Here is a 14,846-nt window from a genome sequence, read left to right as displayed (position 1 = left end):
TGCAGTTTGTCCGTCAATTGATCTTAGGTGACCAATATGCCTTTTCCTGTTCGGTGAGAATGGGCCAGATCCGTCTGAAAATCCCCACAAGTTCGCCCGGGGAGTTTCCAAAAGCGCGATAATTCGACAGTACGTAGCGCGCAACAGTTACGGGCCATCGTCCGTCCCTGTCCGCGTCAATGATCGTCATTTTTGCGGTCTGGAAATTCCCGAATTGATCACCCATGGCTTGTTGGAGTTCCCTTTCGAACACGCCGAATGACCATTCATCATTTCTTGCTTCGAATTCATTCAGCACTCTGATTTTCGTTTGGGATAATTTGCTCATGGAATGCCTATGGATGAGGAGTTGGAACAACGGCCAAAGTCAGGTCACCTATAGCGTAAGTTATTGCCGTCACGCGTTGCGCCACTCGTTTGTAGGTGCGCAACCATCTATCAGATGCAGCCAAACAATACGGGAAAGAGAAGCCTTTACCAGCATGGTGGCGGTTACAGGTTACCAATATTGTACTATGGTAATTACAATAGGTCTTTCGCTAATATAGCGATCGGATATCTGCGCTTGGTTTCTGCGCTGTGGCGTTCGAGGGCATGGCATGATTGAATACGTTATGGAAGCCGCAGGCACGGTCACCTCACTTGCAGCGTCGATTGTCGTGGCAACTTTTGACAGCTACAAGTCGTCGAAATGTCTCCGAGAGTCGGAGATCCGTGAGCGGTTGATCGAGCTGACAATATGCCAATGCAATTAACCTATTCTCTTCCAATTTTTACGTTATCTGAAGACCAAATCGTTCCGAGTCTCGTAAGCAAGGTCCGCTTAAAGCAACTCAACTAGAACTGTTGCGAATCGGGATTTAATGGATTTGCCGACCACTTACCCGGCATCCGCCAAGCAATGCGGGGGCGGGCTCAAACTGGGTGCATGGCATTCACTCAGAAGTTCTCTCCGATTCTTGAGGTAGCGCAGCAGGTGTGGCCTCCTGTTTATTCCTTTGTCTACGAAGCTGCAAAGTTACTGGAGCATGCTGCGGCGGCAGGAAGTGCTGCTCGAAGGTCTTCATTAACGAGACATCTTGCAACGCGCGGACTTTCGATCTGATGTCCTCCGGGCCCACCAACACAATATCGAACTTTCTTCGGTTAGCTTCGCGAGTCTTTTCTATGCGCGCTAGTGATTCGGCGGAAAGCCTTCCTGTAAACCAGAGCTCGAAAATTAGAGCCGTTGGCTTCGGGTCCAGATATTGTTCTACGTGTTGGCGAACTGTAAGGATTCGCTTTGTGAGCCACTGCTCGATTTCCGCGTCGTCGATCGCGGAGCCAGGCGCGTGGCCTTTGCACTCGATGAAGTGCGCTTGGCGGTTCGGAATAAGAAACCAAACGTCGACTTCTGCTTTCGCCCCGTCTTTGCCCCTGCATATTTTGTTCAGCTCCACCACCGCAGGGTGGTCTCGCCTCGCAACCTCCGCAACAAGCAGTTCGAAAAGGGAACCCCTCATGTTGCCGATAGCACCCTCCAGCTTGCCGAGGCTGTTAAAGAGCATGTCGAACCGGTCCGACGAGACCGATCGGAGTGCTGCCTCAGCAAGGACCTTGCTAAGTTCCTTGAAGCCGGCGGCCATGTCTTTCCCGAATAGGGTCTCTGGAGTTGCTGGCAAAACGCCAGCGCTACGCAGCGCTTGGAAGGCTTCCGCAGAGAAATGCTCCGCCACATAAATGAACAACGTCTTGCTGAGATTCTTGAGGGCTTGGAGTGCAGCGACCTTGTAGAGGAATGCTTCGGCGCTAGCGAGGCTGAGCGACCCCGCCAACAGAACATCGCAGGCGATCATTCCTGGCTTGAGAGATTGGTCTTTCCCCCACGCGGTGAGCGGTCCCAGATAGCTGGGAGCAGTCATGTCCCACGCGTAGGTGGCCACCGTGGGCATGTCGGATGAGGTCCCCCGCACCTTGACCTTGTTGAAGCTCGCCATTCCTAGCCTGCGTAACCATTCCTTGACGCTTTCCAGGAGTATGCCTTCCGCGATCAATCTCGCCCGAACCCTCGCAACTACATCGGGAGGCATGTGTTCGACACGTTCGCTGTGCTCCCTAGTCAGGATGCACTCACCGATGCCCGGAACGTCAACTCGCTCGAACACACCCGCAGCTACCATGCGTTCCAATACCGTCCCAGCTGAGATGTGCTTTTTCTGAGCGACGGGAGCACCACATGCGGCATTGAAGTGAGGCACCTGGACCATTCCTCTGGCTTGGACTGCGACAAGCGCCCTTGCATAAGCGCTCTTGCTTGCGAGGATCGCGTCGAAAAGTCGTTGCCAATAGTACGGCGAACGAAAATCCTTTTCAAGGTAGACAAATCTCACCCCCTTCGCGAACGGGAGGTGCTTCAGCTTCTTTACCGGACCTGACGCGCGCGCTACCCGCTGCCGGGCGGCAGCTTGGCTAATGCCATGAATTTTGACGAGATGTTGAGTGAGCTCAGTGGTCAGGCACGGGCCAAGTTGTTTTAGGGCGTTTGCGGGCATGGTTTTTTTTATGTCACAGAGCGCTATTTATAATTTTCCACTACGTGGGCCAACGTCTATTTCAAAGGTCCGACTGAATTTCCTTTGTTTTCAATAACTTGCAACGCTAAAAATCAGCATTTTTTCGTAAATTGTCACAGACCCTATTTTTCGTGTTTCGGCTTAGCCTAAGTCACTTGCTCGATTACAGGAGCTTTGTCCACCAGCCTTAGAACATCCCACCCGGAGGTGTTAACCGAAACCGCTAGAGCGGTGAACCTGCTCTCATGTACTGCGAAACAAAGTAAATGTGTGGGCCGCGAGAAACCAACATAAACCATCTTGGCGGACTGCTTGGCCAGTTTATGCGCATTCTGAGCGAGCGGAGTGCCTATCAACTGTTTCGCGAGCCGTTCGGACTCATAGCTTCCTCCTCCTCCCTTCTCGTAATGTGTTTCCATGTAGAGGGTCGCTGTGTGGGTTTCCCCTTTCACCGCGTGCACGGTAGAGACGAGGATATTCACACCCTCGCCTTGGAAGATGTTGGCGCCGTTGCGGCGAGCTCCGCTCACGGGGGGAGCGAAGACTGTAGACGTGTCGTTTATGAACGCAGCGCTTAGTTTAACGGCGGAGTCAAAAAGTGCCAGGAGTTTAGGCAGGTAAGATTTCATTTCTTGGACCACGTCATCTTCCTTCCCGCTCGCCACCAGGACGCACCATCTGTACAAGTTCGCTTCGTGTGCCGCCCAGCTCTCCGGATCCGCTCCAACGAGGAACTCTTTTAGCTTTGCCTTGTTGAGTGGTCGGCCGCTTGCATCGCCGATTCCCTCAATCCTCAGCACTTGGAGCATCGCGCCGGTTATGCCACGCTCAGCAGAAGCGAAAGTTAAGGACCTCTTATCGCAGGCGAGAATGTAGGACCGGAGATTTGTGTAGTCGGGCTTTTGCCGCAGCTCTTCGCGCGAGAAGCTCGGATGGTAACTACAAAGCCGGACTTTTTCATTGTCCGGCTTAGTTGCCCAAGCTATGGCCCTGTACTTGTTGTGAGGATCCGCCGGAATCGAGCCGTTGTCGAGTCCCTCGCGTATGGCGCGAGTGAATTCTGGGAGGACCTGATCCAAAGTACTCTCCGAGTAGACGATGAACTTTGGCCTTACGGATATTTCCGAGCCGTCGGAATTCTTCCCGCGCCCGTCAATACGAAGCGGCGCGATGGCAAAATTGCTTACGAGTTCGGCGATCAATGGACTGAGTCTGTAGCTGCCGTTGAGCTGGAGCACTGTTGCCCTGTCAATCCAAAAACCCTGTGTAGCGGCCGTCCGTCCATCGTATATCGACTGGTTCTTGTCGCCTACACGCTGGAAAGCTGTCACTGCGCTTCCTCCGTCGAAGAAAACGCGCTCAAGAAGGTCATGCTGGTGCATTTCCATGTCCTGCATCTCGTCAACGAAGACGTGCGAGAACCTCGCCTGGAGCAGCTCCTTTATCTGGGAATTTTTAGTGAGGAAGACGTCCGCGAGGAAGTAAGCGTCGTCATAGCACAGGTGGCCGCTCGCAAGTACTCTGCGAGTAAATTTCGTGACCCACTCCTCGACCTTGGCTTTCTCGTCCAAACTCCAATCAGAATAGTTTTCCGCCTTCGTATTCCCGCGCGGCTTCTTGATTATTAATCTAGGGCCCCTGTATCCTTCTGTCAGGACCGTGTTTCCGTCCATATAAGACAGGCGTATAGGCTTCGAATTCACCCTGAGGAAATGCAAAGCTCGTTTGCTCTCAGGCGCGGAAAATCCCTGCATGTTAAACGGGCGGTTCGCAAACCTCTGCTCACGAATCTCGTCGTCGATTCGGACTGGTACGCGGTGGTATCGGTTGGTGAAATAGGGGATAGCCAAGAAATCGTCCACGAAGCCTTGAATGGTGCCTACGAAATTCGGGTACCTAAATAACGCCTTGCAGTGGGACCCGATCCTTGAGCGAATCTCGTCAATAGCGGCGTTAGTGTGCGAGAGGACGAGTATCCCGGATCCGTCCGCGAACGGTAGGTAGCGGTCCAGGATCAGCAATTTCGCGAGCAATGCGGTCGTCTTTCCGCTACCCGGCACGGCTTGGAGGTCGAGAGTGCCGAGGTTGCGAATAAATTCCCTCCGTTCGTGATCGAAAGACGCGCCTTTGGGCAGCAGCACGCTCTCGGCATACGCGATGTCGTCTTCAGTTAGGTTAATTTCCACAGGCATATTCAATTGCCTTTACTAAGTACTCCACATGCACGTCGCCGGCCACCTGTTCTTTTTTAATTTCGCCTTTCGATAATGCCTGGGCGAGTCGCGCAGAAATCTCAGTCTTGGCGAGTGCCTGGCGTTTCAACTTATCCGCCAACGTCGCGTCGAAGTCTGTCCAATCTGTGCGGTTGTGGGCTGCCATGACGATCTCAGCGAACTTCGCTTTGAATGCATTAGACTTGGAAAGGCAATATTCCAGGGTCCACCTCGGGGAGATGAACGACCTTACGCACTGGCCATCGTATTTTTTCTGCTTGGCGGTTATTGCAGCAGCCAGATTAGCTTTGTCGCCAGGCGTTGTACCATCCTCTTCGTCGAAAGGAACGTCGACGTCGGTAAGCACGGCCACCGGAATTTCGAAGTGGGGCTCAGCCTTCCGCTTGAAGACGTTCGCGTAGCGAATGAAGGCAAGGCTGCTGACATTGACCACAGCAACGCCCTTTTCGGTCAAATCGTAGCCAAGAAGCCTCGCAAATTCGCCGAGGAACAGTTCTTCGGACCATCCTTCAACGAGGATTACGCCTTTCGAGAAAAAGAGATTCGCCTTGGTCACATCCAGAAAGCGCTCAAGAAACACGTAGTCATCAGCATCGAGCTCGGTGTGTTCGCCTCCCATCGGGTATGCCTTGCTACCATTACATACGATAAGGTTTTTCAGGTCGAGCTTCGATCCAATGTTCGGGCTGTGGGTCGTAAGCATGAGTTGGACTTCGGTTTGCTTCTGCAGGGTTTCTATGGCCTGCATTTGCGCCTGCGGGTGAAGGTGCGCCTCCAACTCCTCCACGAGCCCTAGCCTGATTCCCGTCCAGTTGAGCTTATTGAGGTGGAGGAGCTCGGACGCCATGAAAAGCCGGTTGAGCGTTCCCAGGCCGGGTCTCGTCTCACCGAGTATGGAAAGCTCCAACTTTTCGAGTAGCCCCTTCAATTGTCCGCGCTCTGTGACCGACAGGCCCGTCTTCTTGCCCTGTTGATAGAGCTGCTTGATATAGCCATCGATGCTGTCTTTGAGTCCCTTTCCAAGCTGATCATCGATCGGCTCGCCAGCGTGGTCGTTTCCCTCGAAGTAATTTTCCAACGAGAGGTTGAAGCTCTTCAAGTGGTCCATCAGGACGTGGCCTTCGCCCTTTCCCTTGAACGCCTCGTGCCCGATAAGGATTTGAGATAGACGAGAGTTCTTCCGCGCAACGAGCTCCTCTTCGGCATCCCTTAGCGGCTTAAGGTAGGTTACCTTCAGATACTCTTTGGCCTCAGGACTTAGCTGTTTGCCGTCAGCGTCGCCACCAGCTCGAACCTCGTAAGGCAAGATCTGGCCGGTAGCTGGGTTCTTCCTGACGTCCAGTATCAATCTCAGGAAAGGCCTGACCTCTTCTTTGTCATCTTCCCAGCACAGGAACTCCGTGAAATTTTTGCCTTCCTCTGGCTTTAGTCCTGACAGGGTTAGCTCAATGCGCAGACGTTCCCCAGACTTGTGGAAGTCGTCCCCGTCGACTCTCGACCAATCGTAGCTGTGGGTCTTCAGTACGAGCCTCACCGCATCGATGATCGCGGTCTTACCCGAGTCGTTCTCGCCAATAAGCACATTGAGGCCCGGGCTGAAGCCCACTTCGAGGTGTGGAGCGATCAGGTCAAATGCGTCGCCGCCGAACTTACGGAAATTCCATAGCTTAAGAGATGAGACGTGCATCTTGCCGAGTGCTCTTGTCAGTTGGTTTCGGACATTTTATTCCAAACAAAGAGCTGCGCCGCAAATTGAAACAACCTATGCCCACATACGCGAGAAGAGTTGCCCTTCAACTGCTTACAGGCTAATATGACCTCAAGGCGACCCGCCTAAGCTCTGGCCAGCTTGAAACGGCATGCATCGTAAAACAACGCTCATCCAATCGTCATATTTTCGACTGTTCGACAGCGACAAAACGGCCAGCGCAAGCGAACATGGAGAATATTATGACTACGCTTATTAGTGCGGCCGCCCATGCCGCATTCATTTCTCTGACCAACAACGGTCAATCAATAAAACGCTCTCGCATTGCGGAAGTCTTAGCCGGCATGCTTGGCTACCACAGCTATGCCGCATTGGTTTTAGAAGAACGAGACGAGAGTCGGGCCTACCATCTCGACGATGCCGAAATGTTGGTGCTGAACCTGGATACCGCTCAGAAGCGTGCACTTGCGATCGGTGTAAGTCACATCACCGAGCTAATTCAAGCTTGTGTAGTTGCCCTGACGAGCACAGCACCTGTTCCGGTTTACAAAGATCTTCCCGATTTCTATGACGACTACGCGCGCGAAGTCATGGTGGATGCGATCACCAATTCAGATGATGTATCAGCGGCCATGTCCGAGACGAATGCCTCTTTCGATAGCGAAGCTGAACTGCCCTACAAAATTCCTCCCACTGAAAATTTGTGGGAAGCCAGAGTCACCTGGAGCATTGACGCAGATGGCGACATGGCTGGAGACCACGATTTCGATGGCGATCGAATGTTCACTGGCGACACTCTTAACTGCCGTGCTAAGCTGACGTTCGATAAAGCGGGGCGAGCCGGATTGATCCTTAACGACTGCGAAGGCTATGCAGGCGTGAATGAGAGCTGGCGCGACTTAGATCACTCAGATGAGGCTGCCTACTTGGGGACCCTCCGGATACCGACTTGAGTCAGGGAGCAGACGCTGCCAACTTCGGCGGTGAAAAGTAATTGCAAAGAATAGGCGGGTTTCTGTATGTTGTGTGGCGACGTAGTTGCCCACCTTACCCCCAGTGATCCGCCGTCGCGAGCGGAGTAAATTTCGACGACGGCCAGTCCGGTAGTCCCCGGCCGACAGCGATTTCCCACGACTCGCGCTTGTTGGACAATCGATCGGAGATTAGAGAATCCAATTGATCCACCAGGGGCTTGAGATGAGCCCATCGTTCACGCTCTAAGTCCATCTCGCTGAGGGATAAGGTTTCAATTGGACCGCTGGCCAGGCGAGCCGCACGCCAAAATCCGCTTGCCGATAATACCTCTTTGATCGTAGCCATGGGCAGGCGATGCGTATTCGCGAGATACGCAATTACAGCAAGACCAAAGCCTTGACGGCGGAAAGCATCGTGTATGGTGATGTCGAATATATAGAGCTTATCGAATAGGGGTGATACCGCGTACGTTACCTGACCCACCACGACCTGATCCGAGGAATATATAGTCGCTTTGATGTCCGGATTGGGCGCTGTAAACGATTTATAGTGGTTCATCGAGGTCTCGATCTCGATGCTGCGTAACTGTTTGATGTGCGTGAGACGGGCTTTGACTGAGATAGAATCCTTGGCGCCTTCTATTTTTTTCTTGGTAGAACGTTCGTCATAAATACGGAATAACCGCCACAGCTTTAACATACAAGCATCCTTCTTCAGTTGGATTCTAAGGCATATTCCCGATTTTAAAACAGTACCTAGCGCCTGTGGCTTCTTTCGGACATACCGGTCCTATTGGAAAGGCCCTGCCGTATGTCACCACTGCAGCCGGGCGACTAGACGAGTTGATAGACTTTACACGGCATTAAAGACAGCACTACGAAAGGCAATGGAGGAAATGGTGCACGCCAACGGGAATATGCCGGAAATCTGGTTTGCAGGAGACTGCCACGGTGAGTTCGCGCACATTCTCAACGCGACAGATCATCGAACCCCGGATGCAATTATCTTCTTAGGCGATCTCGATTGCCGCGGTCCGCTACAGAGCGAGCTACGAGATCTTCAGGCCAATATTGAAGTTGCCTACATTCCGGGTAACCATGACAGCGACTCCGAATCGAATTGGGACAATCTAACCAACAGCGGCTTCATCAATCTGCACAGTTCTGTCGCAACGATCAGAGGCGTACGCATCGCTGGATTGGGCGGAGTTTTCAGAAAGCCGTGGAATCCGAGAGCTGATGTAGCAGTCGATCCACTGCTTAGTGGTAGTGCATACGCGAAAACACTTGGGAAAGGTAATCTGTTCCGGGGCGGACTGCCTTTGCGTCACCTCACTACAATTTTTCCAGCAGACGTTTTTTACCTATCCCAGCAGTCTGCTGATGTGCTGGTTACACATGAAGCGCCAGGTCTGCATGAATTTGGATTTGAGGTGATAACGCACCTCGCGCAATGCTTAGGTGTACAGAGAGCTTTTCATGGTCACTTGCACGAGTCCATCTGTTATTTGCGCAGCCCTTGGATGGGAGTAGGTTTTCGCAGCATCGTCAGCCTTGGTGGCGAAGTCATCCACATCGGTGGTGAATACTAAGGCCACCGATATTCGTCGCTACCGTATCGGATTTTGCTCGTTGGTGCCTTTGGAGAAATCGAGATGCAGAACATACATTCAACACCAGACACACAGCATCAGGTAGACACCTTCCTGGCATCACTGCCCCTGGATGGCTCGGTTGCGGCTGCAGAACTAATTCGAGCCATAAAGACAAATGAGCTCACTCCAAACTTGGTGCCGGCTGTCGCCGGATTTTTAGCAAATGCGCCAGCTACCCTGCTGGCCACCTTGCTCATCGCCCCAGGTGCTAGTGCCGCAGACATTGAAAATACGATCAGTTCCGCAGTTGCACTTGCTGATAAAGTTCATTGCGAACGCTCGTCGACACTAGAGGTCGAGATTAAGCGAGCACTGATTCCATCGGACTTCCCCGCTCAACCTCAGGCCGCTTCAATCAGTGGCGCACAACCTAAGATCGCGCTGGTCTCTTATGGCGGTAAGTACTATGAGCCAGGCACGTCCCCGCCCGAAGTACTCGCGCGATGGGAGCTTTGCGAAGACCTTGCCAATCAGTTCGTGGAGCGATGCTTGCTGAACGAGAAAGGCAAGTACGCACACTTATCCCGTCAGGAAATACTCCAGCAATATCTAGCACGCCTCCTTCGGACCGGCTGGGGATCCGATACCGATATGATGTGGGTGATAAACCGAACAGCAGCTCTGCTGTCCTGGGAGCCGATTAATGTTCTTAGCGACGAAACGCAACGGCTTCATCCGAACGAGGTCGGGAAAGACTAGCCTCAATACCGCAGGGCGCTTTTTTGTTTCGAGCACTCGATTTTCCGGGATTGCAAATTCATGCTCCCCGCGTTTGCCTAAATTACCAGTGCGCCAGCATCAAGTGACCAAGCAAGCTACCGAGTGCGTTGCTGTCTTCCTCCAAGGCTTAAAGCTGAGACGACCAAAGAAAATGCTGCGGTGTGCTGGCGCCTGCTCGGATAGTAGAGATGATAACCCGACATCGGCGCCGACCATTCCGTCAACACTCGTTGCAGGCGGCCAGCCGTAATATGTTCCTTCACGACATCTTCGGGCAGGTAGCCCAGACCAATTCCTGCCAGGCAGCTACCAAGTTGCAATGTGATCGTATTGAACGCCAATTGCCCCGCTGGACGAACTTTCAATTCTCGGCCCTCTTTTTCAAATGGCCACGACCAGACACCCCCCGATGTCGGCAGGCGCAACGCAATGCAACGATGTTCAGTTAAGTCGTGAGGCGTTTGGGGCTTTCCCCATCTTTTGAAGTATGCAGGTGAACCGACTACGCATTGCTTAAAGTCGGGGCCTATGCGTACAGCAATCATGTCTTGCGCCACTTGTTCTCCGAGACGTACCCCCGCATCGAACCGGTCCGCCACAATGTCGGCAAGACTGTAGTCGTCGATGATTTCTACAGTGATATCGGGGTAGTCAGAAAGCAGCGTCGCCAGTGCAGGTAGCAGAATAGTCTGCGACGCATGTTCGACTGAGGTAATTCGTATGCTTCCGGCAGGTTTGTCCCGTAGCTCGCTCAATTCATTTAATCCCGATGCAATGCCGTCGAAGTGTGGCCCGATCGCATTGAATAGTCTCTCGCCTGCCTCGGTAGTGGAGACGCTGCGGGTTGAACGTGTTAGCAAGCGCACGCCGAGTCGCGCCTCCAACGCAGTGATCTTGGCACTCAGCGCGGGCTGCGAAATTCCGAGCTGAGCTGCGGCGCGCGTAAAGCTACGTTGCGTCGCGACGACCAGGAACGCCCCCAAATCATCCATGCTCTCTTTAATCATTTATAACCCTTGCCTATAAGCGCAAGAGGATTATCGCATCTAATCATATCTATCGTGCGGGGTTACATTGGAGTCATTAAGTCACAGCATTTTTCTTCAACACGGATAAAAGGGCAGAGTCGATGTCAGCAAATCAAAATCCTGGCGTGCCGCCGCAGGCACACGATCGCTCGGCGAATGCTGATGCAGGACGGCGTGCGTTCATGAAGCACTCGGCCTTGCTTGGCGCATCAGCAGCAATCGGTCCGATGCTCGGCGCGAGTACAGCACGCGCGCAGACCAATCAAACCACTCAACCAACGCGAGGAAATGAGATGAAACAACGCACTTTAGGAACAATGAAGGTGTCGGAAATCGGCGCCGGGTGCATGACGTTCGCGGGCAATTACAACGCGCCCGTCCCCAAGGAGCAGGCTATCAAAACCATCCGCACCGCATACGAAAACGGTGTGACGTTCTTTGATACGGCGGAGGTCTACGGGCCATATATCAGTGAGGAATTCGTCGGCGAGGCGCTTGCCCCGTTCCGTGACAAGGTACAGATCGCGACGAAATTTGGTTTCGCGATTGACGGGACGATCGCCCTAAATAGCCGTCCGGAGCATATCCGAAAAGTAGTGGAAGAGTCGCTCAAACGCTTGCGTACCGACCACATCGACTTGTACTACCAACACAGGGTTGACCCGGCTGTGCCGATCGAAGAAGTCGCTGGTGCACTCAAGGAGTTGATCAATCAGGGCAAGGTACTCCATTTCGGCCTGTCGGAAGCGAGCGCGAAAACTATTCGTCGCGCGCACGCCGTGCAGCCAGTGGCTGCGGTCCAGTCGGAATACTCACTGTGGACGCGGAACGTGGAACTGAATGGCGTGCTGGATACCTGCAAGGAACTAGGGATCGGCTTTGTGCCCTGGTCGCCGGTGGGCGCTGGTTTCTTGACCGGCAAGATCGATACGAATACGAAGTTTGATCCCAAAACCGACTTCCGCGCCGGCTTCCCGCGTTTCTCGCAAGAGTTCTTGAAACTCAATATGCCGCTGATCGAATGGCTGAAAGCGTATGCGGCGAAAAAAGGCGCGACACCTTCCCAGATCTCGTTGGCTTGGCTGCTGGCAAAAGGCCCGAACATCGTTCCAATTCCAGGCACGCGCACCGAGGTGCATCTGCTGGAAAACCTCGGCGCTCAACGCGTGCAACTGACCGCCACCGATGTCCTTGCTATCGACACGATGCTGGGAAAATACCCGGTTTTCGGCGATCGGATGGGTGAAGCACACATGAGCCAGATCGACTATACGGTTTGACGTCTCAGAGCGCCGCCGCTGGCGGCCTAGCAATCTCTAAATGAAAGTGAAATACCGTGAAACACAGCGAGTTATTTGAGCCGTTGGCGCTCCTACCAGGTTTGGTATTGCGCAATCGCGTCGTGATGGCGCCGATGACCACTTGGGCCAGCAATGAAGACGGTACCGTGTCCGATGAAGAGGAGGCGTATTATCGTCGAAGGGCTCAAGACGTAGGTTTGGTCATTACCGGCTGCACGCACGTACAAGCAAATGGCGTAGGCTTTACCGGTGAATTTGCCGCTCACGACGACCGATTTATTCCGAGCCTGCGCAAATTGGCGCTCGCAGCCAAAAGCGGCGGTGCGCCGGCTATCCTGCAAATCTTCCATGCTGGCGTGAAGACCTTGCCGACGTTGGTGTCAGACGTAGTCGCTGCAAGCGCTGTTCCGGGCGATGGCGGCCCGTTTGCACAGGCCGTCATGCCCAGGGCGTTGAGTGACGAAGAAGTCATCGCTGTAGTGCAAGCATTCGCCGATGCGACAAGGCGTGCCATTGCGGCCGGCTTTGATGGGATCGAACTTCACGGAGCTCATGGCTTCCTGATCCAGAACTTTTTCTCCCCGCATTCGAATCGGCGCACTGACCAATGGGGCGGATCGCTGGAGAACCGTATGCGTTTTCCGCTAGCAATTGTGGAAGCTGTTAAGCGCACAATTGCTGAGCACGCGGACGGACCGTTTGCACTCGGATATCGCATCTCGGTTGAGGAAAATATCGAGGGAGGATTGGAGATCGCTGACTCGCTGCAGTTGATCACACGTGTGATTGACGCTGGTGCAAGCTATATCCACGCGTCGTTGGGTAATGCATTAGACCAGGTGCCTTCGTCTGGCACATACAGCACCACGATCGTCGGCATATTGCACGACCATATAGGCGATCGCGTCCCGCTGATGGCTGCGGGACGCATCAAGACGCCAGCCCAGGCTGACAGCGCGCTCAACACGGGGCTTTCGCTCGTCGCTGTGGGACAGAGCTTGGTGATCAATCCGGATTGGGTTGCTTGTGCTCGCAATGGCCGAGCTAGTGATGTTCGCCTTTCGATTTCGGCTGCCGACGTACCGCGTACAGGTATTCCGAGCAAACTTTGGGACGTTATCAAGGCCACGCCCGGTTGGTTCGATGTGGTCGCATCATAACCCTCATCGCTCGCAGTGTTGTCACGTAAATCGATAAAGGAAGCATGATGGATCAGTCGCAGTCTTTTCACGACCTCGTTCGTCGACGGCAATCAGTGCGGCAGTTTCTCGCTCAACCGCTTGAAGCGACACAGATCAAGGCTGTTCTGGAGGATGCGCAGCGCGCGCCTTCTAATTGCAACACGCAGCCGTGGCACGTTCATGTCGTATCCGGCGCAACGCGCGCGTCGTTGACGCAAGTTTTAATTGAGCAGGCGGAAAAGGCGAGTTATTCACCCGACTTTAGTTGGGATGAGACAGCTTTTCCGGGGCGACTTGATGAACGGCGCCGCGCCCAAGGTAAAGCGTACTACGAAGCATTGGGTATCGCACGCGAAGACAAGGCGGGGCGTCATGAAGCTATCTTGCGTAATCTCGATTTCTTCGGCGCTCCCCATGCCGCCTTCTTATTCATGCCGTCCGTCGGTGACGGTGTGCGCGTTGCCGCCGACATTGGCATGTATGCCCAAACCTTCCTCCTGTCGCTGACCGCTCGCGGCTATGCCGGAATACCTCAAACACTACTGGGTTTGTTCGCCGATCCGATTCGGGAACACCTTGGGATACCCGATGAGATGAAGCTTCTATTCGGGATCTCGTTCGGTTATGCCGATCCGACTGCATTATCGGTAGCGCCCATGCCGCGGGCGGCCATCGGCGACAGTAGCGTAATGCACGTATAACCCATATCAAGTGAAAGAAAAATATGAATCCAACTTACAACTTTACTGGTCAGGTAGCCTTGGTAACGGGTGCTAGTTCCGGCCTTGGCTTCGCGACTGCAAAAGCGTTCGCCGAAGCTGGTGCAAAAGTCGTAATGTCTGCTGACAAAGAAGAGACACTGACTTCGGCCGCATCGAAATTGGCTGCAGCAGGCCACGAAGTGCTTGCCATCGTGTGTGACGTTGCTAATGAGGCAGATGTCGCCAAACTGGTCGAGCAGACTGTTGCTGAATTCGGGCGCCTTGACATGGCTTTTAATAACGCGGGAATACAAGGTCCCCATGAAGCGTTCACTGTCACCAGCGCGGAGGCCTACGACGCAGTCAACAATGTTAACTTGCGTGGTGTTTGGGCATGCATGAAGCACGAGCTACTTCAGATGGAGAAACAGGGTAGCGGCGTGATCGTCAACTGTTCCTCGCTTGGCGGTCTGGTCGGTCAAGCCGGACGTGCGGCGTATCACGGCACAAAGCACGGGGTACTAGGCCTGACTAAAAGCGCCGGGGTTGAGTATGCCGCACGAGGGATACGTGTCAACGCTGTATGCCCGGGTGTCTTCGATACTCCGATGTTGGCCAATATGAAAAAGAGCAAGCCGGAGGAATTGAATCAAGTCATCGCAGCGCAGCCGATTGGACGTTTAGGCGATTCGACCGAACTGGCTGCGGCAGTCCTTTGGCTGTGCAGCCCTGGTGCGAGTTTTGTGATTGGCTCCGGTCTCTCGGTCGACGGTGGCTTCACCGCGCAATAGG

General features: G+C 53.7%; 13 protein-coding genes. 7 read left to right on the top strand and 6 right to left on the bottom strand.

Going from position 1 to position 14,846, the window contains the following annotated elements:
* Positions 1–13: 13 nt before the first annotated feature.
* From GTP69_RS11180 to GTP69_RS11165, 4 genes are all read right to left on the bottom strand, one after another.
* Positions 14–328, bottom strand: coding sequence for a hypothetical protein (locus GTP69_RS11180; RefSeq protein ID WP_161054979.1), 315 nt, complete (start codon positions 326–328; stop codon positions 14–16).
* Positions 329–935: 607 nt separating this feature from the next.
* Positions 936–2,531 (bottom strand): hypothetical protein, encoded by a 1,596-nt coding sequence (locus GTP69_RS11175; RefSeq protein ID WP_161054978.1) that lies wholly within the window; start codon positions 2,529–2,531, stop codon positions 936–938.
* 167 nt (positions 2,532–2,698) lie between these two features.
* Positions 2,699–4,744: a UvrD-helicase domain-containing protein gene (locus GTP69_RS11170; RefSeq protein ID WP_161054977.1), complete on the bottom strand. Its 2,046-nt coding sequence runs from the start codon at positions 4,742–4,744 to the stop codon at positions 2,699–2,701.
* Entirely contained in the window at positions 4,728–6,473 is a 1,746-nt protein-coding gene (locus tag GTP69_RS11165; protein ID WP_161054976.1) for an ATP-dependent nuclease, read from the bottom strand. Before GTP69_RS11165 ends, GTP69_RS11170 begins: the two co-directional genes overlap by 17 nt.
* 263 nt (positions 6,474–6,736) lie before the next feature.
* On the opposite strand from GTP69_RS11165, the gene GTP69_RS11160 reads away from it, so the two are divergent.
* On the top strand, positions 6,737–7,447 hold the full coding sequence (locus tag GTP69_RS11160; RefSeq protein ID WP_161054975.1) for a hypothetical protein: 711 nt from the start codon (positions 6,737–6,739) through the stop codon (positions 7,445–7,447).
* Between the two features lie 94 nt (positions 7,448–7,541).
* Here the strand turns inward: GTP69_RS11160 and GTP69_RS11155 are convergent, their stop codons facing one another.
* A complete protein-coding gene (locus GTP69_RS11155) occupies positions 7,542–8,168 on the bottom strand; it encodes a GNAT family N-acetyltransferase (RefSeq protein WP_161054974.1) in 627 nt (208 codons plus the stop codon).
* Positions 8,169–8,355: 187 nt separating this feature from the next.
* On the opposite strand from GTP69_RS11155, the gene GTP69_RS11150 reads away from it, so the two are divergent.
* Positions 8,356–9,060, top strand: coding sequence for a metallophosphoesterase family protein (locus GTP69_RS11150; protein ID WP_161054973.1), 705 nt, complete (start codon positions 8,356–8,358; stop codon positions 9,058–9,060).
* 63 nt (positions 9,061–9,123) lie between these two features.
* Positions 9,124–9,822 carry a hypothetical protein gene (locus tag GTP69_RS11145; RefSeq protein ID WP_161054972.1) on the top strand — a complete coding sequence of 233 codons (699 nt, stop codon included), beginning with the start codon at positions 9,124–9,126 and terminating at the stop codon, positions 9,820–9,822.
* 116 nt (positions 9,823–9,938) lie between these two features.
* Here GTP69_RS11145 and GTP69_RS11140 read toward each other — a convergent pair whose 3' ends face one another.
* Entirely contained in the window at positions 9,939–10,850 is a 912-nt protein-coding gene (locus GTP69_RS11140) for a LysR family transcriptional regulator (RefSeq protein WP_161054971.1), read from the bottom strand.
* Positions 10,851–11,164: 314 nt separating this feature from the next.
* Between GTP69_RS11140 and GTP69_RS11135 the strand changes: the two genes are divergently transcribed.
* The 4 genes from GTP69_RS11135 to GTP69_RS11120 are packed head-to-tail and all read left to right on the top strand — an operon-like array spanning position 11,165 to position 14,845.
* Entirely contained in the window at positions 11,165–12,151 is a 987-nt protein-coding gene (locus GTP69_RS11135; RefSeq protein WP_161055085.1) for an aldo/keto reductase, read from the top strand.
* Between the two features lie 56 nt (positions 12,152–12,207).
* On the top strand, positions 12,208–13,332 hold the full coding sequence (locus GTP69_RS11130; protein WP_161054970.1) for an NADH-dependent flavin oxidoreductase: 1,125 nt from the start codon (positions 12,208–12,210) through the stop codon (positions 13,330–13,332).
* A 44-nt stretch (positions 13,333–13,376) separates the two neighbouring features.
* On the top strand, positions 13,377–14,054 hold the full coding sequence (locus GTP69_RS11125) for a nitroreductase (RefSeq protein WP_161054969.1): 678 nt from the start codon (positions 13,377–13,379) through the stop codon (positions 14,052–14,054).
* Between the two features lie 23 nt (positions 14,055–14,077).
* Positions 14,078–14,845, top strand: coding sequence for a glucose 1-dehydrogenase (locus tag GTP69_RS11120; RefSeq protein ID WP_161054968.1), 768 nt, complete (start codon positions 14,078–14,080; stop codon positions 14,843–14,845).
* Position 14,846 lies beyond the last annotated feature (1 nt).

The organism is Duganella levis (genome assembly GCF_009857605.1).
Classification (GTDB): domain Bacteria; phylum Pseudomonadota; class Gammaproteobacteria; order Burkholderiales; family Burkholderiaceae_D; genus Rugamonas; species Rugamonas levis.
The sequence above is the reverse complement of the archived record's forward strand: the minus strand, read 5'-3'. Positions and strand labels throughout refer to the sequence as shown.

Excerpts from the sequence above, each read along its gene's own strand:
- GTP69_RS11180 (WP_161054979.1), bottom strand. The coding sequence starts at position 328 with ATGAGCAAATTATCCCAAACGAAAATCAGAGTGCTGAATGAATTCGAA.
- GTP69_RS11175 (WP_161054978.1), bottom strand. The coding sequence starts at position 2,531 with ATGCCCGCAAACGCCCTAAAACAACTTGGCCCGTGCCTGACCACTGAG.
- GTP69_RS11170 (WP_161054977.1), bottom strand. The coding sequence starts at position 4,744 with ATGCCTGTGGAAATTAACCTAACTGAAGACGACATCGCGTATGCCGAG.
- GTP69_RS11165 (WP_161054976.1), bottom strand. The coding sequence starts at position 6,473 with ATGCACGTCTCATCTCTTAAGCTATGGAATTTCCGTAAGTTCGGCGGC.
- GTP69_RS11160 (WP_161054975.1), top strand. The coding sequence starts at position 6,737 with ATGACTACGCTTATTAGTGCGGCCGCCCATGCCGCATTCATTTCTCTG.
- GTP69_RS11155 (WP_161054974.1), bottom strand. The coding sequence starts at position 8,168 with ATGTTAAAGCTGTGGCGGTTATTCCGTATTTATGACGAACGTTCTACC.
- GTP69_RS11150 (WP_161054973.1), top strand. The coding sequence starts at position 8,356 with ATGGAGGAAATGGTGCACGCCAACGGGAATATGCCGGAAATCTGGTTT.
- GTP69_RS11145 (WP_161054972.1), top strand. The coding sequence starts at position 9,124 with ATGCAGAACATACATTCAACACCAGACACACAGCATCAGGTAGACACC.
- GTP69_RS11140 (WP_161054971.1), bottom strand. The coding sequence starts at position 10,850 with ATGATTAAAGAGAGCATGGATGATTTGGGGGCGTTCCTGGTCGTCGCG.
- GTP69_RS11135 (WP_161055085.1), top strand. The coding sequence starts at position 11,165 with ATGAAACAACGCACTTTAGGAACAATGAAGGTGTCGGAAATCGGCGCC.
- GTP69_RS11125 (WP_161054969.1), top strand. The coding sequence starts at position 13,377 with ATGATGGATCAGTCGCAGTCTTTTCACGACCTCGTTCGTCGACGGCAA.
- GTP69_RS11120 (WP_161054968.1), top strand. The coding sequence starts at position 14,078 with ATGAATCCAACTTACAACTTTACTGGTCAGGTAGCCTTGGTAACGGGT.